The following is a 23,926-nucleotide window of genomic DNA, read 5'->3' as shown; positions in this document are numbered from 1 at the left end:
GGGTCGCTGCCGGCGTAAGGGCCGGGAATGGAATGCTATTTGCGTGGACGCACGGCCAGCGCTCCGAACCGCTCCACGAAAGGCCCCGATGCACCAAACGGAACCACCGCCGCCTCGCTCCGCCAATCCGGCCACCCAAGCTGGGGCATCGCGCCCGCAGCCGAGCGGCACGCAGCGCATCGTGAAGATCCGCCGCGACTACAACGCGTGGGTCGGTGACGAGACGCTCGAGGACTACGCGCTGCGCTTCACGCCGCGCACATTCCGGCGCTGGTCCGAATTCCGCGTCGCCAACACGGCTTTAGGGGCGGTGTCGTTCCTCGTGCTCGAGGCGATCGGCGGCTCGCTGGTGGTCAACTACGGTTTCACCAATGCGGTCTACGCGATTCTCGCCGTCTCAGTGCTGGTGTTTTTGACCGGTATACCGATCGCCTACTACGCGGCGCGCTACGGCGTCGACATGGATCTGCTCACGCGCGGCGCCGGTTTCGGCTACATGGGTTCGACGCTGACGTCGCTGATCTACGCGATCTTCACGTTCGTATTTTTCGCGCTCGAAGCGGCGATCATGTCGCTCGCGCTCGAGTTGTACCTGAAGATCCCGCTTTCGGTCGCCTACGTCATCAGTGCGCTGGTGATCATTCCGGTGGTCACCTTCGGCATTACTTTCATCAACCGGCTACAGGGCTGGACCCAGCCGCTGTGGCTCGTGCTGCTGGTGGTACCGTACGCCGTGGTGCTGTGGCGCGAGCCGCACGTGCTCGCCGAGTGGGTCACCTTCGGCGGTCTCTCGGGCGACGGCCACGAGTTCAACCTGGTCGCATTCGGCGCCGGCTGCACGGTGGTGTTTTCGTTGATCGTGCAGATCGGCGAACAGGTCGATTACCTGCGTTTCCTGCCGCCGCGCACCCACGCCAACCGCGTACGCTGGTGGGTCGCCCTGATCTCGGCCGGCCCCGGCTGGATCGTGCCGGGCGCGCTGAAAATGCTCGGCGGGGCGTTCCTTGCCTTTCTCGCCATTCAGCACGAGATCGATCCGGTCAAGGCGGTCGAACCGACCCAGATGTATCTGGTCGCGTATCACTACGTGTTCCGCTCGCCCGAAGGAGCGCTCGCCGCGATGACGCTGTTTGTGATCGTGTCGCAGCTGAAAATCAATGTCACCAACGCGTACGCCGGTTCGCTCGCGTGGTCGAATTTCTTCGCGCGGCTTACGCACAGCCACCCGGGGCGCGTGGTCTGGCTCATCTTCAATGTGCTGATCGCGCTGCTGCTCGTCGAAATGGGCGTGTTCGAAGCCATCAGCAAAGTGCTCGCGCTGTATGCCAACGTGGCGATTGCCTGGATCGGCGCGGTGGTCGGCGACCTCGTGATCAACAAGCCGCTCGGTTACAGCCCACCCTATGTCGAGTTCAAGCGGGCGCATCTTTACGACGTGAATCCCGTTGGCGTCGGCGCCATGCTGATTGCCGCGGCCGTCGCCGCGCTCTCCCACGCGGGCGTGTTCGGCGCGAGCGCGGAAGCGCTGTCGTCGTTTATCGCGCTGCTGGTTGCCTTCATTTGCGCTCCGTTGCTTGCCATCGCCACACGCGGGCGCTTCTATCTGGCGCGCGATGGGCGCGACCTCGAACAGGGCGCGGTCCTGCGCTGCGTGATCTGCGAAAACACCTTCGAGCGCGAAGACATGGCGCACTGCCCGGCTTATGCGGGTTCGATCTGCTCGCTATGCTGCTCGCTCGACTCGCGCTGCAACGACTCCTGCAAGCCGCACGCGCGACTCCCCGCACAGTTCGGCAAGTCGATGAGCACGCTGTTTCCACGTCTGAAGCTGGGACCCGCGGGCCTGCGGCTCGCGCAGTATGCCGGACTCCTGATTGTCGTGCTGGCGTTGCTTGGTGGCGTGCTCGCCGCACAGTGGTACCAGAGCATAAGGACCCTCCCCGATCTCGACACCGCGATCCACGACGTGCTGCTGCAAGGGTATCTAAAGGCGTTTTTCGCGCTCGCGCTGGTCGGCTGCATTGCGGCCTGGTGGCTGGTGCTCGCCAATGAAAACCGCAAGGTCACCCAGGAGGAATCGCAGCGGCAAGCTGAACTTCTGATGCAGGAAATCGAAGCCCACCAGAAGACCGACGCGGCGCTGCAGGCGGCGAGCGCTGCAGCCGAGTCGGCGAACCGCGCAAAAAGCCGCTATGTGACTGGCCTGAGCCACGAGCTGCGCACGCCGCTCAACAGCATCCTCGGCTACGCGCAACTGCTGCTGCAAGGCACCGATGAATTGCCGCCGGCTCGACGCAACGCAGTGGCGACCATCTATCGCAGCGGCGAGCACTTGCTGGCGCTGGTAGACGGCTTGCTGGACGTGGCCCGCATCGAGGCAGGCAAACTGCAGTTGCACGTGACCGAGATTTCGCTGCCGGAATTCGTCACGCAGCTCTCGGCGATGCTCGAACCGCAGGCGACCGACAAGGGACTGCAATTCGACTTCCAGACTAGTGGCCGCATCCCGGACGTGGTGCGCATTGACGAAAAACGGGCCCGGCAGATTCTCATCAATCTGATTGGCAATGCGATCCGCTTTACTTCAAGCGGCTCGGTCAAGGTGCGCGCCGGGTATGCGTGGGAGACCATCACGTTCGAGATTACCGACACCGGCCCGGGCATGCCGGCCACGGAACTTGAGCGGCTGTTCCTGCCGTTCGAGCGCGGCGCGGCAGCGCGCGAACACGACCATGGCGCCGGACTCGGTCTGACGATCTGCCGTTTGCTGACCGAACTGATGGGCGGCAATCTGCAGGTAGAGAGCGAAGTCGGCAAGGGCACGCGCTTTATCGTCAAGCTGTTCGCCCCCGAAGTGCGCGCGCCCCAGGTGTTGGCCAGCAACCCCCGGCACCTGAAGGGCTATTGCGGGCCACGCCTCACAGTGCTGGTAGTCGACGATCTCGCCGAGCAGCGGCGCATCGTCACGCAGACGCTCTCTCCCCTCGGTTTTACGGTGGTCGAAGCCGCCAGCGGACCGGAGGCATTGCAATGGCTGGGCACCGGCTCGGCCGATCTCATCGTGATGGACGTCTCGATGCCGGCCATGGACGGCTTCGAGGCAAGCCGGCTGATTCGCGACAACCAGTTGTCGAGCGCGCCCATCCTGATCCTGTCGGCCAACGCCTTCGCCGACGACCGCGAAAAAGGTGCAGCGGCCGGTTGCGACGACTACCTGGCCAAGCCGTTGCATCTGCCACTGCTGCTCGACAAAATGGCCGCGCTGCTGCAGCTGCAATGGATTGCCGAAACCGTCGAGCCGGCCCCTCCGGCTGAGGCTGCGCAACTCGACGTATCGACGAGCCTGCCGGCCAGCTTGCGAGAGAAGTTGCACGCGCAACTGGAGATGGGCTACGTGCAAGGCTTCATCGAACAACTGGACGCTGCCGAGCACGGCGCGCCAGAGCTCGCCACCCTGCTGGAACCGCTGCGCGCCCTCGCGCGCCGCTTCCGGCTGACTGAACTCGCGCAGTTGCTCGCGCCCACCCAGCAGGTCAATCCCGATGCATGACGAATCCCTGCTTCTGCCACCCGAAACGCAACCCGAGCTGCCCGATGGCAAACCGGTGGTGCTGATCGTCGACGACACGCCGGATAACCTTGCCCTGCTGTCGGACACGCTGCAGGCGGCAGGCTACGCCGTGCTGGTGGCGCTCGACGGACAATCCGCGCTGCAACGCCTCGCACTCATCACGCCTGACGCCGTGCTGCTCGACGCGCTGATGCCAGGCATGGATGGCTTCGAGACCTGTCTGCACATCAAGGCCGATCCGCGCAATCGCCACCTGCCGGTCATCTTTATGACCGCGCTGACGGACAGCGAGCATGTCGTGCAGGGCTTCCGGGTGGGAGGAATCGACTATGTGACGAAGCCGGTGAAGCCGAGCGAGGTCAGCGCGCGAATCGCCGCCCACGTCCAGCGTTCGCGCCTGCAACGGCAGGCCGACATGGTGCTCGAGATCGGCATGCGTGCCGCGCTGATCGCCGCTGCGAGAGGCGAGATCAAATGGCAAAGCGACCTTGCCCGGCAACGGCTTGCTCAGTATGCGTCGAGCGGTGCAGATATCTCGGAAGTGACAGACGGCGCGGACGCTATGACAGCCCGTTCAGCAGAGTTGCCGGATCCGCTGGCCGAGGCCGGCCCGCGTCTGCCGTCCGTGCTGGCCCAATGGCTGACGCGCTGGATCGAGGCCGGTTGCGATCTGCAAGCGGCGTTCGAAACGGCCGCGGGCGGCGTGCGCCGCGTCGTAAGGGTATTGGGCCGGGCCACGCGCGGCGACTGGGTCATCCTGCTCGAGGAATTCGACGATGCAGCACACACCACCGCGCTCGCGGCCCAATTCAGCCTGACGACTCGTGAAGCGGAAGTGCTGCTATGGCTGTCGCGCGGCAAGACCAACCGCGATATCGGCGACATCCTGGGGATGGCGCCGCGCACCGTCAACAAGCACCTGGAACATGTATTCGGCAAGCTGCATGTGGAGACGCGTGCAGCGGCTGCGGCGATCGCCGCGAAGGCGAGCACGCGGTATTAAGCGCAATCAATCGTAATGGGACAGCGACCTGCGCCGTCCCTATGCACGATTAAACCGCTTACTGCGACTCTTCCGCCCACACGGCATTGTCGCGCGCCATCAAGGCCGTGGCGGCAGCCGGACCAAACGTGCCGGCGGAATAACCGCGCGGCCGCTCGCCCGAACTCTTCCAGCCGTCCAGAATCGGCTCCGCCCACGCCCATGCCGCTTCCAGTTCGTCGCGACGCATGAAGTGGGTGAGGCGTCCGCGAATCACGTCGATCAGCAGTCGCTCATAAGCTTCCGCACGACGCTCGGTGAAAGCCTCCTGCAGATCGAGATTCAGATTCACCGGCAGCATGTGCATGCCGCTGCCCGGCTCTTTCGCGAGCATCTGCAACTGAATCGATTCTTCCGGCTGCAACTGGATCACGAGACGATTGCCGTAGTGATGCGGACCGCTCGGAATGATCGAGAACGGCAGTTCGGAGAACTCGATGACGATCTCCGACACCTTCTTCTGCATGCGCTTGCCGGTACGCAGATAAAACGGCACGTTGGCCCAGCGCCAGTTGTTGATCTGGGCGCGCAACGCAACGAAGGTTTCCGCACGGCTCGTCGCCGGCACGTTGTCTTCTTCGAGGTAGCCCTTGACCGCTTCGCCGTCCACCGCGCCTGCGGTGTACTGTCCGCGCACGGTGTCGCGTGCGATATCGTCGGGCGTCATGGGGCGCAGCGAGCGCAGCACCTTGAGCTTTTCGTCGCGCACGGCATCCGGATCGAGCGACACGGGCGGCTCCATCGCGACGATACACAGCAGTTGCAGCAAGTGGTTCTGCACCATGTCGCGCAAGGCGCCGGTCTTGTCGTAGAAGCCCGCACGGCTACCTACGCCGACGGTTTCCGCCACCGTGATCTGCACGCTCTTGATATACGGCGCCTGCCAGAGCGGGCCGAAAATCGCATTGCCGAAGCGCAGCACCATCAGGTTCTGCACGGTTTCCTTACCGAGGTAATGGTCGATCCGGTAGATCTGCGCTTCGTTGAAATGCTGGCCAACCGCAGTGTTGATTTCCTGCGCCGACGCGAGATCGTGACCGAGCGGTTTTTCCAGCACCACGCGCGAGTACTCGTCGACGAGACCCGCGGCCGAGAGGTTGTCGCAAATGTTCGTGAACAGATCCGGCGAAGTCGCGAGATAGAACACCCGCCGCACGCCGGGGCGCGATGCATCCTTCAGCCGCTGATAGTCTTCGACCGAATCGACGTCCATGCGCACATACTCGAACAACGCCAGGAATTTGTCCCACGCGGCCGCGTCGAAAGCTTTCTTTTCGATGAAGGGCTTGGCCTTCAATTCCATGAATTCGTTGATGTATTCCTCGCGCGACCACGGCTTTCGGCCAATCGTGAGAATGCGCGTTTCCGGCGGCAGATTGCAGTGCAGATGCGCCATGTAAAGCGCGGGGAGCAGCTTGCGAAACGACAGGTCACCCGTACCGCCGAAGATGATCATGTCGAGCGGCAAGTCAGGGGTGGCAGAAGCGTGTTGGGTAATCATAGCGCGATGTCACCGTCATGAAGGGCGTCGAACGAAGGGCAAAATGCCGGTGACCCGGCATTTTCTGGCAAACGCCTATGGTGCAACGTTTTTGGATTGTTTGCACGCGACGCGGCGATGACAGTGTAGAAAAGATGCAACTTCGCTTTTGACTTCGCCGTGACTTTTCTCGCAGATTCAGTTGCGCTGCAACGCTGCGCGCGCCACCCGGCAGGCGCCCAGGTCCCATGCAGCACAGCCGACGCTCTTGAATAGCACGGGCGTGCTGCCCGTCGGCCGCGGCGTGCTGCCGTCCATCAGTGCGGCGATACCCGTCACCTTTGCCCAGTCCACTCCTGCCTGAATGAAGTCGCCCGCTTCGTGGCGAGCGCCGGCCAGGTCGTCGACGAACAGCGCGCTGCCATGCACGGTGCGTGAACCGATCTCGAGCATCGTGGGGGTGAACGCGCCCACGCCGATCACCAGGCGTTCGGCGCGCGGCGCTTCGTCGTAGACCGCTTGCCGGCTGGTCGTGAGGGCAATCACGACATCAACGGACGCGGGTACGTCGGGACCCGCCAGTGGCTGCAGATTGCGCGCCTTGCCGCGCTGCGCGTCGCAAAACGCCTGCGCCTTCGCCGGTGCACTGCCCTTCACCCATATGCGCGCATCGGGAAACAGTTCGCCGATCGCCTCCACGTGGTTGGCGGACTGCGTGCCGGTGCCGATCAGCAGAAATTCTCGCGGTGCCGGGCGGCCGGAGGCACTTGATGCGCCACCATTGAAGGTCTGCACGCCGAGCATCGACATCGCCGCGGTGCGCCGGCCCGTCACGGTCGGCCCGTCGAGGATAAAGAGTGTCTCGCCAGTGTCCGCGTCGAAGGCCATCACCTTGCCGTGAATCGTCGGCAAGCCGCGCGGGCCATTGGCCGGACACACGTTGACAAGCTTGTGGATGCCGAGGTCCGGCGCCGTGGCCGGCATCGACAGCATTATCCCGCCCTCGTTGAGCGGCACGACGAGCCGCTCCGGGCTCGCGATGCGTTGTTGCGCGTAATCGACGGACGCCGTTTTCAGCGCCTCCACGAGTTCGGCGTAGGGCGTGAGCCGCGCAGTGGCGGCGGCGTCGAAAATCGGTGTGGCCGGGTGCGTCATGTCAGCGGTTTCTCCATCGGCGTGCGCGGTTTAGCGCACGAGAAAGCCATACGTCAGCGGATCGCGTTCGTCGACGATCCAGTTAGCGAAGCCGCAGATATGCGCGTCGCCCTCGATTTCCGGAATCACGGCATCGAAGCGCTCGAGCTTCGTTTCAGACAACACCCGGCCGCGAAAAATCGTGCCGATCAACGATTCATTGACGAGCGTTTCGTCGCGCCCCAGTTCGCCGCGCAGATACAGTTGCGCGACGCGTCCCGCGGTGCCCGAGCCGGTCGGCGAGCGGTCCACCTCGCGGTCGGCGAAGACGCAGCAATTGGCCTGCGTCGAGCCTGTGTGACGCGGCGCGTTGTCGATAATCGTGCCGTAAATATGGTTGATTTCGGGGATGTGCGGATGGACGACCTTGAGCGCCTCGTTGGCCGCGCGCTTTACTTCGGCGCCGAACTGGATCAGGCGGTCCACATCCGCTTCGCGCACGTTCAGATCGAACGGTTTGCCGGACGTGTAGAAATAGAACGCGCCGCCGAAGACGATATCGCCCATCACGGCGCCAAAGCCCGGCGTATTCACCGTCACATCGCGCTGCCAGATAAACGAAGGCACATTGACGAAGCGCACGCTGCCGGCGTGGTCGCCGTCCCATTTGACGAAGGCCTCGATGAAGCCGCACGGCGCGTCGATACCCACGCGCGTTTCGGGTTCAGTACGCTCGACCCAGCCGAGCGCCACCGCCGCCGTTGCCAACGCGATCACGCCGTGGCCGCAATGGTCACTATAGCCCTCGTTGTGCACGAAGATGATGCCAAAGTCGGCGCCCTCGCTGACTGGTTCGGTCAGATAGCCGCCGTACATGTCGGCATGGCCGCGCGGCTCGAGCATCAGCGCGCGGCGCAGGTGATCGTGATGTTCCTTGAGCCAGGTGCGCCGCTCGACAATCGTCTTGCCGGGAAATTTGGGTAGTCCGCTGGTGACGATCCGAAACGGTTCGCCGCCCGTATGCACTTCGACCGTGCTGATAACGCGATTCAGTTTCATGACGCCTGGCAACCCTCGCGCGCGTGCGACCCAAAGGCCGAAAATGCCTCGCTGTGAACCATCCCTTTGTCTCCGTCAGTCTTATACTGGATCAAAATGTAGACCAGCTTTGGTTTTCCATCAACCAATTTCAAAATCATTGCGCTAAACTGGTTGGAATCGGGATCACGGGTGAACGTAACATTTGAACTTCCCCGCCCCCGCCGATCCACGACGAACCCGCGAACAGACAGGCGCTCATGGTCAACTCCGCCCTCGCTATGGATAGCACGTTCCGCCCAAAGCAGATCTACGAGCAGGTCTCCGAGCGCATCCGCGCGGAGATCCGCAGCGGGCAATTCGCTGTCGAGTCGCGCCTGCCGTCGGAGCGGGAACTGGCAGCGCGTTTTGGCGTGGGACGCCCGGCCGTGCGCGAAGCGATCGGCGCGTTGCAAAACGAGGCTCTCGTGGTCACGCGCCGCAACTCGGGCACCTATGTCTGCGCCGATGCGTTGCAGCGTCTCGCGGCGGCACCGCCAGACGCCGCGTCGCTGGCCGATCCGGATGCCAGCCCAACCTCGACGCTCGACGTGCGTCTGATCCTCGAACCGGCGATCGCCCGGCGCGCCGCGGCGCGCGCGCAGCGTGACGAGTTGGCCGAGCACTATCTTGCGCAGATGGATTCGATTGCCGACATCACCGATCCGGCGCAGCGCGTGTTGTGGAATAACAGCGACCGCCTGTTTCACCGGCAACTGGCGATGATGACCGGCGACGCGCTGCTGGTGAAAATCGCCGAGGAAGTGGCGAAAACGATGGATCAGCCGCTCTGGAAGCGGCTCAAGGACGACGGCATCTACGACGCCGGCCGGATACGCCTGTACGTATCCGAACACCGGATGATCTACGAGGCGATCGTCGGCGGCGACGCGGACGCTGCGGCGTTCTATGTCGAGCAGCACATCATGCGCGTGCGCCGCGATATCGCCCCAAAGTGAGCTTCACAGCGCGCTCGCTCGACCGTTCGAACGACTATTGCGCCGAGGAAGCGCCGCCGGAATTCCCCGAGTTGCCGGAGGAATGATCTCCTTCCTTGAACATTGCCCGGCAGGGAGGACTCAGTTCGCTGACGTGCTGCTTCATGCAGGCGGTGATCTTCTGCTTGTTAGGAATTTCCGCACTGCAAAAATGCATCGCATCGCCACGGCAGGCCTTTTCCTGTTCATCCTGCGAAGCTGCATGCGCTCCGCTGACAGCTACCAGCGCGGTCAGGCTGGCTGCAAGCAAGGCTCTGTATCGATTCATATCCGCTCCGGTTATCAAGTCAGCCCAAGCCCGATACAGGCTCGCCCAGGACGGTACGAACGGAAAGGAAAGAATTTTGCTGCACCGCACACTATTCTTTTTGACGCACCTACAATGGGAAACACTTAGGTATTAACCCTTACTTCATCCCTTGACAGGTGCTGCGATGTCCAGCCGATCCATTTCGTCCCGCGCCGCTTCTGCTACCACTCGCGGGCCGGCGCCGTCGCTGCGGGCGACCCTAAGCCGCCTCGCTCGCCTCATGTGGCGTTCTTCCGAGCGGCACAGCCTGTATCAGGTGATGCTGGCGGCCGGCCACGAAGAAGGTCTGCAGGAGCATCTCGTCCAGCGTCCCCACTCCACCCCGCAGCGCTGATCAGCTGCGCGGCAGCCTGCCACCCACCTGTTTCTTCAGCAGAAAACGGACCCGGAAGCTGAGTAACGACGCGGTGACGGTGACCGGACCACGGGCCGGTTAACTCGCAACTTGGCGGTTGGCGGGACGCGTAAGCGTCAAACCGCGCCCCGCGTAAAAGCGCGCAACCGTTCCGAACGGCATATACACATCGCTCTGATACGGCGCGATACCGGATGGATTGTGAAACCAGACGCCGTCGGGGTCGTGTCCATGCAGCAGGATCAGATGACCGCCGCGCTGCGCATTCGGCTCATGCGGGCGACGGATCTCCGGGCTCACCGAAATGATCGCCATCGTCCCGGTATCGATGCGCGCCGCGATCTCCTCGAGCGTAGCTTCGGGCAACACCTCGACTTGCAAACCGAAGGCCTGCTCGGCCCAACTGGCGAACGGCCGGTAAATCAGGCCATCGACACCACCGTCTTCGCGCATCCGGTACACCTCGTGGCGCAATGCCTCGTCAAGCAGTGCAGCACGTGGCGCATGCTCGATATCCCAGAAGTCCAGGGCGGACTCGAGACACGTCAGGCCGCACAGACGTTGCGCCCAGAAACGGTAATGCTCGCGCTCGGTGAAGCCGCTGCGTTGCCATGCAGGGTCGTCGCAGGGATCGGCGTCTTCTTCGACGATCGGGCGCACCCATTCGGGGCTGCCCCATTGCGAGTAGTACGGCACGCCGGTATGGCGCAGGGTTTTGTTGTCTTTCATGAATGGCGTTGAGATAGCGTCGGGATGGATAGGACGGTAGTCACAGAATGAAGCAATGGACCTCATTATTGCGGATTATTGAACGCAGAATATCGTCCGACGAAGCCGCGCAAATTCGTGCGGCGACCTGTGCATCGATTCATACGCCCATTCACACGGCGATCATCGACGCACGCCACAATCGGATCACATTTCATTACATGTGGCACGGGGTTTCCTCGCTAAAATACGCAAGACGCATCGGACAGACGCCGTCCGGAATGGGCCGGCCTGTCCTTGACTGAGAATCCCGGAGACAAACTCAGGCAGTTTCGTGGCTGCTGCACAAAAGCAGCAACGCCGCGTTTTTTTGCTGTACATTTGCTCTCCCATGCGTGGCCGGTCGGCTCGCAAAGAAGGTGATGCAACCCATCGCCGTCAAGCCTCACGCGTCCTTCACCCGATACTATTTATAAAGACGGACTTCCACGCAGCATGGCCAACGAAGCAACCTCACCTGACTCCATCGCAGTCGCGGAACGCGTGCGCGAGTTGATGAGCCGTCACGGCATTGGAAAGCGGCAACAGACCACGGAACTGTGCCGCATTCTCGACCTGAGTTTTTCACAAGGGCATCGCAAGTTACGCGGCAATAGCCCCTGGACCCTATCGCAGATCAAGAAAGTCGCCGAGGTATTCGGCGAGCCGGCTGCGCAACTGTTCGGCGCGCAAACGCTCGACCCGGGCATGGTCGGCGCGGTCGCCCAGGAGGCGGTGTTCTCCATCGGCGGCATCGAACTCGCCTGCACGGCTTGGGTGGGCGCCGCGATCGAACCCGGCAGCCGGCCCGAGTTCATTGCGTATTCGAAACTGGGACAATGGCGCGTCACGCGTCATGACGGCGCGTTGTATCAAAGCGCCTATGAAGTCCACAAGATCGAGATCTATCCGCGCCGCGCGGAAGCCGACAAACCGCTGATCGCCGTGGTCGACGACGACCAGTCCTCTGCCGATAACCTGCGCGACTATCTCGATCGCAGCGGCTTCGCCGCCGTCGCGATCTACGGATTGGCCGCGTTCGTCGAGCAACTGCAGACGCAGGTGTTCGACGGTGTCGTGATCGACTGGCTGTTCGGCAATCAGACTTCGGCCGCGGCGATTCGCGCTGTGCGCGCTTCAGAGAACCCGGACGCGCCCGTGTTCGTGCTGACCGGCGAACTGCTGACCGGTAAGGCCAGCGAGTCTGAGATCAGCGAGATCATTCGCAATTACAACGTGGCGTGCTATGAGAAGCCGGCGCGGATGGCGATTCTGGTGGCCGATCTTTCGAAGCGTTTGAACCGGGCCTGAGAGCTGCGGCAAGCGCGGGCGAATGAATGAATGGATGGACGGATGGCCGGGCACGCGGTGGCGCAAGCCACGACGTATGCTCGGCCCTCAGACTACCCTCAGACCACACTACGCGCCGCCAGCGCGCGTTGCAGCGCCGAGCGCAACTGTTCGTAGTGCACCGGCTTCACCAGATACTCGAAAAACGGCGCCGTGTCGGTTGGCGGCGCTTCGGGTGCATACGCGCTGATCGCGATCACCGGTGCGCCTGCCGACGGTCCACCGCGCGCAGTGAATTCGGCGAAGAACGCGTAGCCGTCCTGATCCGGCATATGCAGGTCGAGCAACATCACATCGCAGCGGCGCACGTCGAGCCAGGCGAGCGCATCTTTGGCATTCGCGACGGCCGTCGCGTCGTATCCCATATGCGCAATCATTTCCAGCAGCGACTCGCGAATCAGACCGTTGTCGTCGACGATCAGCACTTGCGAGCGCTCGCCCTCCTGGGCGCTGGCCGCCTTCGCGTCGGGCTGCGCAGCAGGCTCGACCGGGCCCACCGGAATCGTGACCGTGAAGGTCGTGCCCTTGCCTACTTCGCTTTCCACAGCGACGCTGCCGCCGAACAGCTTCAGCAGTCCCTGCACGATGGCGAGGCCCATACCCGCCCCTTCGAAGCGGCGCGTGCGTGAACCGTCGAGCTGGGTAAATTCCTTGAACATCAGAGGCAATTGCTTGGGCGGCACGCCTGGCCCCGTGTCGCTTACTTCGATAGTGAGCACAGCCAGCCGCTGGACCAGGCGCACCCGCACCGAGCCCTTCTCGGTATAGCGAATCGCGTTGGTCACCAGGTTGCTGACAATCTGGCGGATCCGGTGCGGGTCGGAATCGACCGGCCCGGTCAGACCGCTCGCCTCGCTCGCGAGCGTCAAGCCGCGTGCGAGCGCAGACGGCGTATGTTCGTCGACGATCGAGGCCAGCAGCTCGCGCGGCTCGAACTGCTCGTAACGCAATTCGAGCTTGCCGGCGCCGAGGCGCGCGTAGTCCGTGAGGTCGCGCATCTGCGCCTCAAGGTGGCGCGCCGCGCTTTCCAGCCGCTGGATCACCTTGCGGTCCGCTTCGGACTGGAAGTTAAAGCCGAGCAGTTCGATCGACGACACGATCGCGTGCAGCGGCGTGCGCAGTTCGTGGCTGATCATGCCGAGAAAAGCGTCTTTCGCGAGACTCGCCTCACGGGCCGCGCGGGTTGCCTGATGCTCGGCTTCGAGCGCCGCGCGTTGCTGGCGGATCAGGCGGCTGCGGCGCCGGCCGTTCACCACGAGCAGCAGCGTGGCCGCGGCCGATAGCAGCACCAGCATGATCCCGGCCGCGAACAACATGCGCCGCTTGTCGATGAAGTCGCGGGTCAGCGCTTCGCGGTCGGCTACGTCGGCGAAGCGGCGCGTCAAGGCCAGATCGTTGACCTCCTGCCAATGCGCTCGCAGCGTGGCAACTATCCGGTCGGCTCGGCGGGAATCCTGCGGTAGCGCTGCGATGTCGGGCTCGAGCTGGTCGAGCGTGTGCTCGAGCGTCTGGATTTCGCCCTCCTGGCGCTGCAGCAAAGCGACCTGATCGATCAGCATGCGCGTCGAGCCGGCCATCACGTGCAGCTTCGACTGCAGCACTTCGTAGCGCAGTTGCAGTCGCGGGTAATCGGCATCGGTGCCGTTGCGGTAGAGCAGCAGCTGGTTTTCGAGGCGCGCGTAGGCAATTTGCAGCTGTGCGGCGTCCCAATAGAAACCGTCGTATGTGCCGGCCAGCAATTCCGTGGAACGCGGGTTGAGCAGATTGGCGTACATCAGGTAGCCGATCGCCCCCACCGGCGCCGCGAGCGCAGTGACCCAGACTGCCACCAGCAGCCAGCGGCGCGGCCGATGCGGTGTCACTTGACGATCAAGCCCTTGATTTGCCATACGAATTTTGAGTCCGCGTCGGCACCCGACAGTTCGGTTGGAAAGGCGTCGCGCGGATAGATGAGAAACAGCGGTCCGAAGTCGCTAACCTTCAGACGCTTACCGTTCATGCTATACGCCACGATCACGCCGTAACGAGCGCAGTCCGAAACCGGAATGGTTTCGATGTAGTCGTCGAGCGTATGAACTTCGATCTGGCTGCCGTGAGTGCCGACCAGCTTCAGGATATCCGCGAGCAACGGTCCTGTGAAGGTCGCGCGGGGCGTCCACGAGGTCGACGTGGTGATCGAATGTGCGGGCAGCGCGAGAAGCTGTTCTTCGGTCAGGTGGTAAACCTGCTGCGCCGGGTGTGCCGGGTCGTTCGCTGCAGTGGCGGCGCCCGTCACGTCGAGCGAGAGCGCGGCGGCCTGGGCGAAGCCCGCGGCTAACGCCATGGCGAGGCACGCGATCCAGCGCGCGCCGTTTTTCTGGTAGTGCATTTCAACGGCCTTTTTCGTCTGTTTTCTTGTTCTGTCGTGACCTGCTCTGCTGTTCCTCAATCCTTGCCGTCCGCCATCCGCAGATGACGCGACGCGCGCTGCGAGGCCACCACGATCAGCTTCATCGTCGCGCGCGTGGCGCCGACGAACAGCTTGCGGGCACTGCGCTCATCGAAGGTGTCGAAATCGACCTCGGTCAGGATCACGCACGGCGCCGATTGTCCCTTGAAGCGGTAGATCGACTCCAGCAGCACGTCGCCTTCGCGGTACTCCGGGTTACCGAACAGGTCATACTTGCCGGTAAAGCTGCGCAGCCGATGCGGTCCGAGCTGGTCCAGCGAGGTCAACACCGAACCTTCGCGTCCGCGGAACGACAGCACGGCGATGTCCTGCTTGCGAAAGCCTAGCGAGAGCGCCTGGGTGATCGCGCGCTTGGTGGCGTCGATGCAGCCCTCGGCCGCGTGCGCTTCGTCGTAAGTGGAGAGCGACAGATCCGAGCCGTCGAACGGACTGCCCGAGGCAAGCCCCGCCGCGAGCGGCACTTCAGCGCCCACGACGTCGCGCAGGTAGTCGAGAATGTCGCGCGGACTGCGGTAGTTGGTGGTTTCCTTCAGCGTGGTCCAGCCGGGTAGCTCGACTGGCTCGCGCATGTAGAGGTTTTGCAACGGGTCTTCGAGCCACCACCATGCCGCGCCCGGACGCAGCAGCCGTTCGAGTGCCGCGACCCATGGCTGCTGGAAGTCCTGGCCTTCGTCGACGATCAAGACGTCGAACTGCCAGCGTGCGTCGATCGGCGTGTCGACGAAAAGCCTTTCGAGCTGGTCGAAGATATCGGCGGCCTGGAAGTCGGGCGCGCGACCGGCGTCTCGCGCAATCCAGTCGCACAACTGGTGATAGTTCGCCACCTTCGCCTCGGGTGGCGCCACGCGGGCAATGTGGTCGGCGAGCGGCCGGTTGAAGCAAACGTACAACGGCTGTTGTCCACGCGCCACCGAGTCCTTCATTACCTGCACCGCCAGTTGCGTCTTGCCGGAGCCGGCCGTACCGGCGACGCGCAGGCGGAACGGCGTGAATTCGAGCCGTCGCGCCCAGGTGGCCAGACCACCGGCCAGACGTGTGACGAGCGTGCCCGCCTGACCGACCAGCGCACTGGCATCGGGCGAGAGCACCAGTTCGTCGGCGAGAAAGTGATGGATCTTGGTGGCGCAGGCAAGGCGCGGTTCGTCGGCCGGCAACGCCTCGCGGATGATTGCAGCGAGGCGCTCCTTGCGCGTAGCGTCGACGATGCGCGCCGGGTTCACGCCGGCAATCGCCGTGTCTTTGACGATGTGGTCCGGACAGTACAGCAGTTCCTCGATGAAATACGTGCCCGCGCCGAAGGCCGCCGTAAAACGTCGATGCATGCTTTCGATAGTCCGTGCCAGCGCAATCGCCACATTCCGCTCGGTCTGCAGGTAGACCTTGACGAGCCCTTTGGGTGTCTCACGCAGGAAGCCGGTTTTCTGCTCGACGATCATCAGCCGTCCGGACGGCCCAACAATCACAAAGTCGGCTTCGCCGAACACCGAAAAACCCTGGTTGAGCCGCGTCCAGTGCACGCCGTGGTAGACGGTGTAAGCGTCGGGCAACGCCTCTTCCAGCAATGCCAGCGTCTCGCGTTCGCGCGCGGCGGCGCCGGTGGCAGCGAGGTTCTTCCAGTCGTCGGGGACAATGCGGGCCATGCGGTGCCTCGTCATGTTCGGATGCAAGCATTGTACGCAACGCGCATGCGTTTCCGGCATCGGCCATTCGGCCAATGGAGGCGCAATTGCAGGCTGCATCGTGTATCGTTACCCGTTGAACGCCGCACACAGGTGCGGCTTGCCAACCATGAAAAGAGGATCTGCCGGATGATTACGATCTGGGGACGCGCCAACTCGGTCAACGTCCAGAAATTGTTGTGGTGTTGCGACGAACTCGTGCTGCCGTACGAGCGCATCGACGCGGGCCTGCACTTCGGGCGTAACACCGAGCCGGAGTATCTGGCAATGAATCCCACTGGCCGCGTTCCGACGCTGGTCGATGGGGATTTCGTGCTGTGGGAATCGAACTCGATCCTGCGCTATCTGGTGATGGAGTACGCGCCGGCAAGCCCGCTCTATCCGTCGGAGCCCAAACAGCGTGCGAGTATCGACCGCTGGCTGGACTGGTCGCTTTCCACCCTGCAACCGGCCGAACGCCCGGTGTTCTGGTCCATCGTGCGTACGCCCGCCGCCGAGCGCGACGAGGCCAAACTCGCCGCCGACATTGCCGCCGTCACGCAACTCTGGAAGCTGGTCGACACGCATCTGCAGGGCCGTTTCTTCCTCGAAGGCGAAAAATGCACGTTGGCCGATATCGTGATCGGCTCGTATGCAAAGCGCTGGTTTGGACTGGACGGTGTCGAGCGTCCGCCGTTGCCGAATCTGGAACGCTGGTATTCGCGTCTCGCCACCCGCACTGGCTTCAAGAAGTACGTCGATTTTCCGCTGACCTGAACGGCATCCTCTTTCTATCTGATATGACAATCACGCTCTACGCCTGGGGTACGCCGAATGGCCGCAAGGTCAGCGTCGCCCTCGAAGAAATGGAACTGCCTTACACCGTCGTACCGGTCAACATCGGCAAGGGGGAGCAGTTCCGGCCCGAGTTCCTGCGCATCAGTCCGAACAACAAGATTCCGGCCATCGTCGATCCCGACGGCCCCGCCGCTGCGGGCGGCATGAGCGGTGCGGACGGCGCAGGCGGCGGCCCGGTCAGCGTGTTCGAATCAGGCGCGATCCTGCTCTATCTGGGCGAGAAAACCGGCAAGTTCCTGCCCGCCGGTCTGCGCGAGCGGATACCGGTGCTCGAATGGCTGATGTGGCAGATGGGCGGCTTCGGTCCAATGCCGGGCCAGGTGCACCACTTCGCCGCGCTCGAAGCGGAAGACGACCGCCGCTATGGGCTCAAACGCTTCTCGGACGAAACCAACCGGCTGTATGGCGTGCTCGACCGGCGGCTCGCCGAAGTGGAGTTCGTCGCAGGCGAGCTTTCCGTGGCGGATTTCGCGATTCTAGGCTGGGCGTGGCGGCACGAACGCCATAAGGTCGACCTCGCCACCTATCCGAACGTGCGGCGCTGGTATGACACGCTGTTTGCGCGGCCCGGCGTGCAACGCGGCTTTGCGGCGAAGCTGGACTAAGCCGAGCGGTGACTCTGCAGAGATTCCCTCTCCCGAAGAACGGGTATCCCACCTGCTACGCCGAACCGCGATGGACCTTATAATTGCTTTATGAAGAACGCCAAGTCCGCCGCGGTTGCCGAAAAAACCGCCCCTGCCCAAGACACCGCACACAAGAGTGCGCACGATCATTCGCATCCCCATGCGGATCATCACGCGCACGGCGACGAGCATGACCACGGGCATCTCCAGGCCGCTTCGCCCGAAGCGGCGCTGGTGCTGGCTGAGGAATATTGCCGCGAACGCGGCGAGAAACTCACGCCGATCCGGCGCAAGGTGCTGGAACTGCTGCTGACGTCGGGCCGTGCGACCAAGGCGTATTCTCTACTCGACGACATGCGGCAGATCCACCCGGGCTCCGCGCCGCCGACGGTATATCGGGCGCTCGACTTCCTGCTCTCCGCGGGGCTCGTACACAGAATCGAATCGATCAATGCCTTCACTGTCTGCCACGATCTGACGCAATGTCAGCACGGCATTCTGGTAGTGTGCCAGCAGTGCGGCAACGTCACTGAACTCCATCAGCCGAAGCTGCGGCAGGCGCTGGTGCTGCAGATTCAGGACGCAGGCTACCGCCTCGCCAGCGAGGAGATCGAACTGAAAGGCCTGTGCTCCGACTGTCAGGCCGCCGAAGCCAGCGCCGCCGCGGCAGCAGCAAGCGGCAGCGGCGTCTGAAAGCGCTCAGCCTGCCGCGCGGGCGTCTATCGCATCGTGTAGCAATTCGACCAGATCATCCGGCCGGGCCGGTTTGGTCATGAAATGCTGGAAGCCTTCACCGATGCTGCGCAAGCGGTAGGTATCGTCAGTGTGGCCGGTCAGCGCCACCGCAACCGCCGGCGAATGATCGCCGCGAATCTCGTGATCGCGAAGCCGCTGGATCAGATAGAAACCATCCATACAGGGCAGTTCGAGATCGCAAACCACCGCATCGGGTAACAATCGCAGCGCCGCTTCGACGCCCTCTTCCGCATCCGCCACTGCGACGACATGCGCGCCCTCCGATTCAAGCAGGTGCGTCAACGATTCCCTGCTTTGCAGGTCATCCTCGACGAGCACGATCGTTGCCTGATCGAGTCTCAACACTCCGTTCATTTTGCGTTGTTGCTATAAAGCAGGTTAGGCCCGATAAGGCAGCCATTGTATCGCGCGCTTTGCCGCGGCCTTCGTGAAGCGGGCGTGCACCACATGATGCATCGCTCGCAAGCTCCGACTCGGTTTCGCACGACGAGTTGCATTCTTCCGGCAAATACGCCCTCGTCCGGGTGATCCGGTAATAGCACATCACGTGCCTTGTCTGCGCGAGGGGAGCGGCGCTTACTTGTGAGTGGGCCGCACAGCGCCGTCGCATAAGGCTTGCGCCCATCGGGCGGGCCGCAAAAGGCTGCACAGCCAAGTCACCGTTTATCGATTGACAACACGCCAGAATGCACCTCCGGTGTGCAAAATCTGCCAGGCGTCATGCCATTTCTATCTTCCCACCTTAGGTGTAAACGATGACTTCAAAGGACCACGATTTTGCGGGCGCTCCGACCTCGCGGTGCTAAATTTCGGTCGAGACGATGACCGCGGAGGAGCACCCGGCATGAAAATCAAGAAAGCGATCGACCGTATTCCCGGTGGGCTGATGCTGGTCCCGCTGCTGCTTGGCGCGTGCGTGCATACGTTCGCCCCGCATGCCGGCAAATTTCTGGGTTCGTTCTCCAATGCCCTGATTACCGGCACACTGCCGATTCTCGCCGTGTGGTTCTTTTGCATGGGCGCGAGCATCAGTCTCAAGGCCACGCCCGTCGTGCTGCGCAAAAGCGGTGTGCTGGTCGTCACCAAGGTGCTGACCGCCGCGGTCGCAGGGGTGATCGCCTCGCACTTCCTGCCGCCGGGCGGCATCACCTCCGGCTTTCTCACGGGTCTGTCGGTCCTCACCGTGATCTGCGTGATGAACGAGAGCAACGGCGGCCTGTATATGGCGCTCATGCAGCAGTACGGCACGCCGGAAGAAGCCGGCGCGTTCTGCCTGATGTCGCTCGAGTCAGGCCCGTTCATGACCATGGTGACGCTCGGTATCGCCGGACTCGCGAGTTTCCCTTACGCCACGCTGCTCGGCGCGCTGCTGCCGTTCCTGATCGGCTTTGCCCTCGGCAATCTGGATAGCGATCTGCGGCAGTTCTTCGGTCAGGCAGTGGCGGTGATGGTGCCGTTCTTTGCGTTCGCGCTCGGCAATAATCTCGACTTCCGTGTCATCCTCGACACGGGCCTGCTCGGCGTGCTGATCGGGCTCTGTGTCATCGTGGTGACCGGCACGACGCTCGTGCTGGCCGATATCTTTCTCGCGCGCGGCAACGGCACGGCGGGCATCGGCGCGGCATCGACCGCCGGCGCGGCGGTCGCGGTGCCGCAGATCATCGCCGGCATCGAACCGCGCTATGCTGCGGTCGCTCCGGCTGCCACAGCACTGGTCGCCACCTCGGTGGTGGTGACCTCGCTGCTCACGCCGATTCTCACGGCTATCTGGGCGCGCCGCTGGGGCGTGCTGTCGGCGAATTACCGGCGCACGCACCCAGCTTCCTCGGATCCGCTGCCGGACAATGAGACACTCAAGCCTGGACTCAAGCCCACGCTTCATCATCCAGCGAAGTGAGGCTTTGAACCTGGCTCTTTTCCAACTCTCAACACCCGATCTCAAGATGCAAGAACTCGATCCCGCTACGCTCGAAGCCCTCCGTCAAGTCAGCACGGCCACGCTCACCACTCAGCTATTCAAGCGAGGCTTGCGCAACACGTTCATGCAGGGCGTCGCGCCGCTGGCGGGTCATAGCGGCCCCAACCTCGTCGGGCCGGCGTTCACGCTACGCAATATCCCGTCGCGCGAGGACATCGACGTCCTCGAACTGTTTGCGAACCCCGAGTACGCGCAGCGCAAATGCGTCGAAACGATCCCCGCCGGACACGTCCTCGTGCAAGACTGCCGCGGCGAGCGCAGTAGCGCGTCGTTCGGTTCGATCCTGACGCAGCGTCTGCAGGTGCGCGGCGTCGCCGGCATGGTCTCGGACGGCCCGGTGCGCGACAGCACGACGATTGCCGCGCTCGGCCTGCCGGTGTTCTGCGCCGGTGCAAGCGCGCCGCCGAACCTGATCCGCCATCATGCGATCGATATCAACGTGCCGATCGGCTGCGGCGGTGTTGCGGTGTTTCCCGGCGACGTGATCGTCGGAGATGCCGACGGCATTGTGGTGATTCCGCGCGAAATGGCCGCGGACGTTGCCAAGGCCGCCGCGGAACAGGAACTGCAGGAGGAGTTTCTGACCGGGCGAATTCGCGACGGTGCGCCGCTGCCGGGCACCTACCCGCCGAACGACGCGACGAAGGCCGCGTACGAGGCGTGGAAAAAGACGCGTCAGGTTTGAGAGCGAGGCAGCGCTGCAACGGCTGGCAGCGCAAAACTCTTTCCGGATGTTTCTCGGCGTTACCACACGCTTAGGACCGGGGCATAGGCGCGACATCCGCGTGGATACCACCACGTAATGTCCGGCGCCCGCACGCCCTATTGCAGCGGCGGGTTCATCTCACGGACGACGCGGGCCACTGCCAAGCTCGCGCTCTATCCGGGCCCACCTGGCGCCAGCGACAAACCGGCGCCATCAACGCCTTAGTCCTTCCCGCGCTGCGGCCCCACCCCATGTATCAGCATTGCCACCGCGTGGCGGGCGATATCGTCGGAACTCAAACTGCGTCGCACCGGATCGTTGCGCCACATCTTCGAGGTGGCGAGCGGCAGAATGGTCAATCCCAGCAGCGTCAGAAACACCAGCGAGGGTTCAAGATCCGGGTTGAGACGCCCCTCCTTTTGCCACTGCTCGATCCGCGCCACCGAGGCCTTGTGATGGGTATGGCCGAAACGCTCGTGCATGCGCTGCCGCAACAGACCACCTTCGCTGATCACTTCGCGCACCCATAACGGCGGAAACCACGGATTCTGTTCGGCGATTTGCACGAAGCCTCGCGCCACCTGCGTAATTGCGGCCACCGGGTCGTCGGAATTGGCTTCGAACGCACCGCCGATCGCCGTGCGCAGCGGCAGAAAACGTTCGTCGATCAGCACGTCGAGCAACTGGTCGCGGGTCTTGAAGTAGTAATGGACCATCGCCGGCGTGAAACCGGCCTCCCGTGCAATGGCGCCAAGTGTCGTATCGACGATGCCCTGACGCGCAAACAGGGTCAGCGCCGCGTCGAGCAGACGGGCACGCTGCTCCGGGCCGCGTGCGCTGCCGCTCGGCCGACCGGGCCGGCGCGTGGCGGCCTGTTCCACGACCGGTTCTGTTGACGCCTCTTTGGCCGCGAGCTCATCGGCGGGTGCAGTACTCATTTCCTTTCCATTTGACCAATTGTGAGATATCGCATATATTAATCTCCTAATTAATTAATTTCAACACACCCGACACGTTCGATAGGTCCCCATCATATGGATCATCCTGCCACTACTCCAGCCGAACTCGCGAGCGGCCCAGAACATCCGCCGATTCGCCTCCTGTTCCCGGCCCTGCTGCTGGTGATGCTGCTTGCTGCGCTCGACCAGACTATCGTGTCGACGGCGTTGCCCACCATCGTCGGTGAGCTCGGCGGCCTCAACAACCTGTCGTGGGTCGTCACGGCCTACCTGTTGACCTCCACCATCGTCGTGCCGCTGTACGGCAAATTCGGCGACCTGTTCGGTCGCAAGATCGTGCTGCAGGCGGCCATCGTCCTGTTCCTCGTCGGCTCCGCACTGTGCGGCCTCGCGCAGAACATGACCCAGCTGATCGTCTTGCGCGCACTGCAGGGTCTCGGCGGCGGCGGCCTGCTGGTGGTGACCATGGCGGCCATCGCCGACGTAATCCCGCCCGCCGATCGTGGTCGCTACCAAGGCGTGTTTGGCGGCGTATTCGGTCTGGCCACCGTCGTCGGCCCACTCCTCGGCGGTTTCCTGGTCGAGCATCTGTCATGGCGCTGGATTTTCTACATCAACCTGCCGCTCGGCGTGATCGCGCTGGCCGTCATCGGCGCAGTGTTCAAGCCGCACGCCGCACATATCAAGCACACGATCGACTACATGGGCGCTGCCTTCCTTGCCGGCGCGCTCACCTGCATCATCCTCTTCACGAGCCAGGGCGGCACAATCCTGCCGTGGACGTCGCCGCAACTGTGGTTCACCCTCGCCATGGGTCTTGTCTGCATCGCCGGCTTTATTTATGAGGAACGGGACGCGGCCGAGCCCATCATGCCGCTCGAACTCTTCAAACAGCGGACGTTTTTGCTGAGCTGCCTGATTGGCTTCATCATCGGCGTCTCGCTGTTCGGCTCGGTAACGTTCATTCCGCTGTATCTGCAGGTCGTCAAAGGCTCGACGCCTTCAGAGGCCGGCATGCAGATGCTGCCGATGATGGGCGGCCTGCTCGTGATGTCGGTCATCACCGGACGCGTGATCAGCAAGATCGGCAAGTACCGCATGTTTCCGATCGGCGGCACCTTTCTTGTTGCTGTGGCGATGACGCTGCTCGCGCGGCTCGAAATTTCCACGCCGATTCATGTGATGTATCTCTACATGGGGCTGCTGGGTCTGGGTCTCGGCATGGTGATGCAGGTATTGATTCTCGCCGTGCAGAACACGGTGGAGTTCAAGCATATGGGCGTCGCGACATCCGGTGCCACGCTGTTTCGCTCGATCGGTGGATCGGTCGGTGTCGCGGGTTTTGGCGCGGTGTTTTCGAACGGTCTCGCAGCGCGCTTGCAAACGCTGATTCCGCCCGATACCGAATTGCCCCACGCACTGGGCCCTGCAGCGATCCATCAGTTGCCTGTCGCATTGCGCGACGATTATCTGCAGGCATTTGCCGGCGCGCTGCACACGGTCTATCTGTCGGCATCATGTGTGGTCGTCCTGGCGTTCGCGCTGGCCTGGTTACTCAAAGATCACCCGCTGCGCAAGCATTGAATTCCGCCATTCGCCTGGCTGTTTACGACAACGGCCTCGCGAAGCATTTCATCCAATCAATATTCCACGCACGCTGCGCGCTACCGGCAGCGTGCAAAAAACTCCCCATTCATTCGTTCTGCCGACAAGTGCAACGATTCGTCCCACCGTTATGTGTGTTTCGGCACACATGGTAGGTAGGAACGGCGATTGACGTTCACTCCGAAAGCTCACATATTGTTCATGGTGGCGTCGCATGCACTTGCATCGCAGACGCTCCTCTTCAGCGCATGTGGATCGTGTTTCACG

19 protein-coding genes and 1 pseudogene are annotated in these 23,926 nt (G+C 62.9%); 10 read left to right on the top strand and 10 right to left on the bottom strand.

The window, feature by feature from the left end:
- Positions 1–88 precede the first annotated feature (88 nt).
- On the top strand, positions 89–3,550 hold the full coding sequence (locus tag P3T17_RS26545; protein ID WP_429409451.1) for an ATP-binding protein: 3,462 nt from the start codon (positions 89–91) through the stop codon (positions 3,548–3,550).
- Positions 3,543–4,574: a response regulator gene (locus tag P3T17_RS26540; RefSeq protein WP_429409450.1), complete on the top strand. Its 1,032-nt coding sequence runs from the start codon at positions 3,543–3,545 to the stop codon at positions 4,572–4,574. The genes P3T17_RS26545 and P3T17_RS26540 overlap by 8 nt, the downstream gene beginning before the upstream one ends.
- Before the next feature lie 58 nt (positions 4,575–4,632).
- Here P3T17_RS26540 and zwf read toward each other — a convergent pair whose 3' ends face one another.
- From zwf to lhpH, 3 genes are all read right to left on the bottom strand, one after another.
- Positions 4,633–6,114 (bottom strand): glucose-6-phosphate dehydrogenase, encoded by a 1,482-nt coding sequence (gene zwf, locus P3T17_RS26535; protein ID WP_074268294.1) that lies wholly within the window; start codon positions 6,112–6,114, stop codon positions 4,633–4,635.
- Positions 6,115–6,291: 177 nt separating this feature from the next.
- Positions 6,292–7,248 (bottom strand): bifunctional Delta(1)-pyrroline-2-carboxylate/Delta(1)-piperideine-2-carboxylate reductase, encoded by a 957-nt coding sequence (gene lhpI / locus P3T17_RS26530; protein WP_429409448.1) that lies wholly within the window; start codon positions 7,246–7,248, stop codon positions 6,292–6,294.
- Positions 7,249–7,278: 30 nt separating this feature from the next.
- The gene (gene lhpH, locus P3T17_RS26525) at positions 7,279–8,286 is read right to left on the bottom strand and encodes a trans-3-hydroxy-L-proline dehydratase (RefSeq protein WP_429409446.1); all 1,008 of its coding nucleotides are present in this window, start codon (positions 8,284–8,286) and stop codon (positions 7,279–7,281) included.
- Positions 8,287–8,525: 239 nt separating this feature from the next.
- On the opposite strand from lhpH, the gene P3T17_RS26520 reads away from it, so the two are divergent.
- Complete coding sequence (locus P3T17_RS26520; protein WP_429409445.1) at positions 8,526–9,263, top strand: FadR/GntR family transcriptional regulator; 738 nt, start codon at positions 8,526–8,528, stop codon at positions 9,261–9,263.
- Between the two features lie 34 nt (positions 9,264–9,297).
- On the opposite strand, the gene P3T17_RS26515 is transcribed toward P3T17_RS26520, so the two are convergent.
- Positions 9,298–9,570: a hypothetical protein gene (locus tag P3T17_RS26515; protein WP_074268289.1), complete on the bottom strand. Its 273-nt coding sequence runs from the start codon at positions 9,568–9,570 to the stop codon at positions 9,298–9,300.
- 475 nt (positions 9,571–10,045) lie between these two features.
- Positions 10,046–10,696: a C39 family peptidase gene (locus P3T17_RS26510; RefSeq protein ID WP_429409444.1), complete on the bottom strand. Its 651-nt coding sequence runs from the start codon at positions 10,694–10,696 to the stop codon at positions 10,046–10,048.
- A 474-nt stretch (positions 10,697–11,170) separates the two neighbouring features.
- Here P3T17_RS26510 and P3T17_RS26505 point away from each other — a divergent pair, with 474 nt between their 5' ends.
- The gene (locus tag P3T17_RS26505) at positions 11,171–12,025 is read left to right on the top strand and encodes a helix-turn-helix domain-containing protein (protein ID WP_074268287.1); all 855 of its coding nucleotides are present in this window, start codon (positions 11,171–11,173) and stop codon (positions 12,023–12,025) included.
- Positions 12,026–12,123: 98 nt separating this feature from the next.
- Here P3T17_RS26505 and P3T17_RS26500 read toward each other — a convergent pair whose 3' ends face one another.
- Genes P3T17_RS26500 through P3T17_RS26490 form a run of 3 tightly spaced genes read right to left on the bottom strand, consistent with a single transcriptional unit; the run spans position 12,124 to position 16,153 of the window.
- Positions 12,124–13,953 carry an ATP-binding response regulator gene (locus P3T17_RS26500; RefSeq protein ID WP_429288731.1) on the bottom strand — a complete coding sequence of 610 codons (1,830 nt, stop codon included), beginning with the start codon at positions 13,951–13,953 and terminating at the stop codon, positions 12,124–12,126.
- Positions 13,923–14,432, bottom strand: a complete 510-nt coding sequence (locus P3T17_RS26495; protein ID WP_074268285.1) for a molybdopterin-dependent oxidoreductase — start codon at positions 14,430–14,432, stop codon at positions 13,923–13,925. The genes P3T17_RS26500 and P3T17_RS26495 overlap by 31 nt, the downstream gene beginning before the upstream one ends.
- Before the next feature lie 56 nt (positions 14,433–14,488).
- Positions 14,489–16,153: an ATP-binding domain-containing protein gene (locus P3T17_RS26490; RefSeq protein ID WP_429409442.1), complete on the bottom strand. Its 1,665-nt coding sequence runs from the start codon at positions 16,151–16,153 to the stop codon at positions 14,489–14,491.
- 168 nt (positions 16,154–16,321) lie between these two features.
- Here P3T17_RS26490 and P3T17_RS26485 point away from each other — a divergent pair, with 168 nt between their 5' ends.
- The 3 genes from P3T17_RS26485 to P3T17_RS26475 all read left to right on the top strand — a co-directional run bounded on the left by P3T17_RS26485 (position 16,322) and on the right by P3T17_RS26475 (position 18,348).
- Positions 16,322–16,948, top strand: a complete 627-nt coding sequence (locus tag P3T17_RS26485) for a glutathione S-transferase family protein (protein ID WP_429409440.1) — start codon at positions 16,322–16,324, stop codon at positions 16,946–16,948.
- 23 nt (positions 16,949–16,971) lie between these two features.
- On the top strand, positions 16,972–17,634 hold the full coding sequence (locus P3T17_RS26480) for a glutathione S-transferase family protein (protein WP_074268282.1): 663 nt from the start codon (positions 16,972–16,974) through the stop codon (positions 17,632–17,634).
- Positions 17,635–17,724: 90 nt separating this feature from the next.
- Positions 17,725–18,348, top strand: a complete 624-nt coding sequence (locus P3T17_RS26475; protein WP_429409438.1) for a transcriptional repressor — start codon at positions 17,725–17,727, stop codon at positions 18,346–18,348.
- 6 nt (positions 18,349–18,354) lie between these two features.
- Here the strand turns inward: P3T17_RS26475 and P3T17_RS26470 are convergent.
- Positions 18,355–18,811: pseudogene (locus P3T17_RS26470) on the bottom strand (response regulator).
- A 444-nt stretch (positions 18,812–19,255) separates the two neighbouring features.
- Here P3T17_RS26470 and kdgT point away from each other — a divergent pair.
- Both kdgT and P3T17_RS26460 read left to right on the top strand, forming a co-directional pair.
- A complete protein-coding gene (kdgT, locus tag P3T17_RS26465) occupies positions 19,256–20,308 on the top strand; it encodes a 2-keto-3-deoxygluconate transporter (RefSeq protein ID WP_083611697.1) in 1,053 nt (350 codons plus the stop codon).
- Between the two features lie 46 nt (positions 20,309–20,354).
- On the top strand, positions 20,355–21,074 hold the full coding sequence (locus P3T17_RS26460) for a ribonuclease activity regulator RraA (protein ID WP_074268279.1): 720 nt from the start codon (positions 20,355–20,357) through the stop codon (positions 21,072–21,074).
- Between the two features lie 242 nt (positions 21,075–21,316).
- On the opposite strand, the gene P3T17_RS26455 is transcribed toward P3T17_RS26460, so the two are convergent.
- On the bottom strand, positions 21,317–22,033 hold the full coding sequence (locus P3T17_RS26455; RefSeq protein WP_429409436.1) for a TetR/AcrR family transcriptional regulator: 717 nt from the start codon (positions 22,031–22,033) through the stop codon (positions 21,317–21,319).
- 96 nt (positions 22,034–22,129) lie between these two features.
- On the opposite strand from P3T17_RS26455, the gene P3T17_RS26450 reads away from it, so the two are divergent.
- Positions 22,130–23,638, top strand: a complete 1,509-nt coding sequence (locus P3T17_RS26450; RefSeq protein ID WP_074268277.1) for an MDR family MFS transporter — start codon at positions 22,130–22,132, stop codon at positions 23,636–23,638.
- The last annotated feature ends 288 nt before the right edge of the window (positions 23,639–23,926 follow it).

This window comes from Paraburkholderia sp. GAS82, from assembly GCF_050436285.1.
In the GTDB taxonomy this organism is placed as follows: Bacteria; Pseudomonadota; Gammaproteobacteria; order Burkholderiales; family Burkholderiaceae; genus Paraburkholderia; species Paraburkholderia phenazinium_B.
Note: the sequence above shows the minus strand (reverse complement) of the source record. Positions and strands in the feature narration are given on the sequence as shown.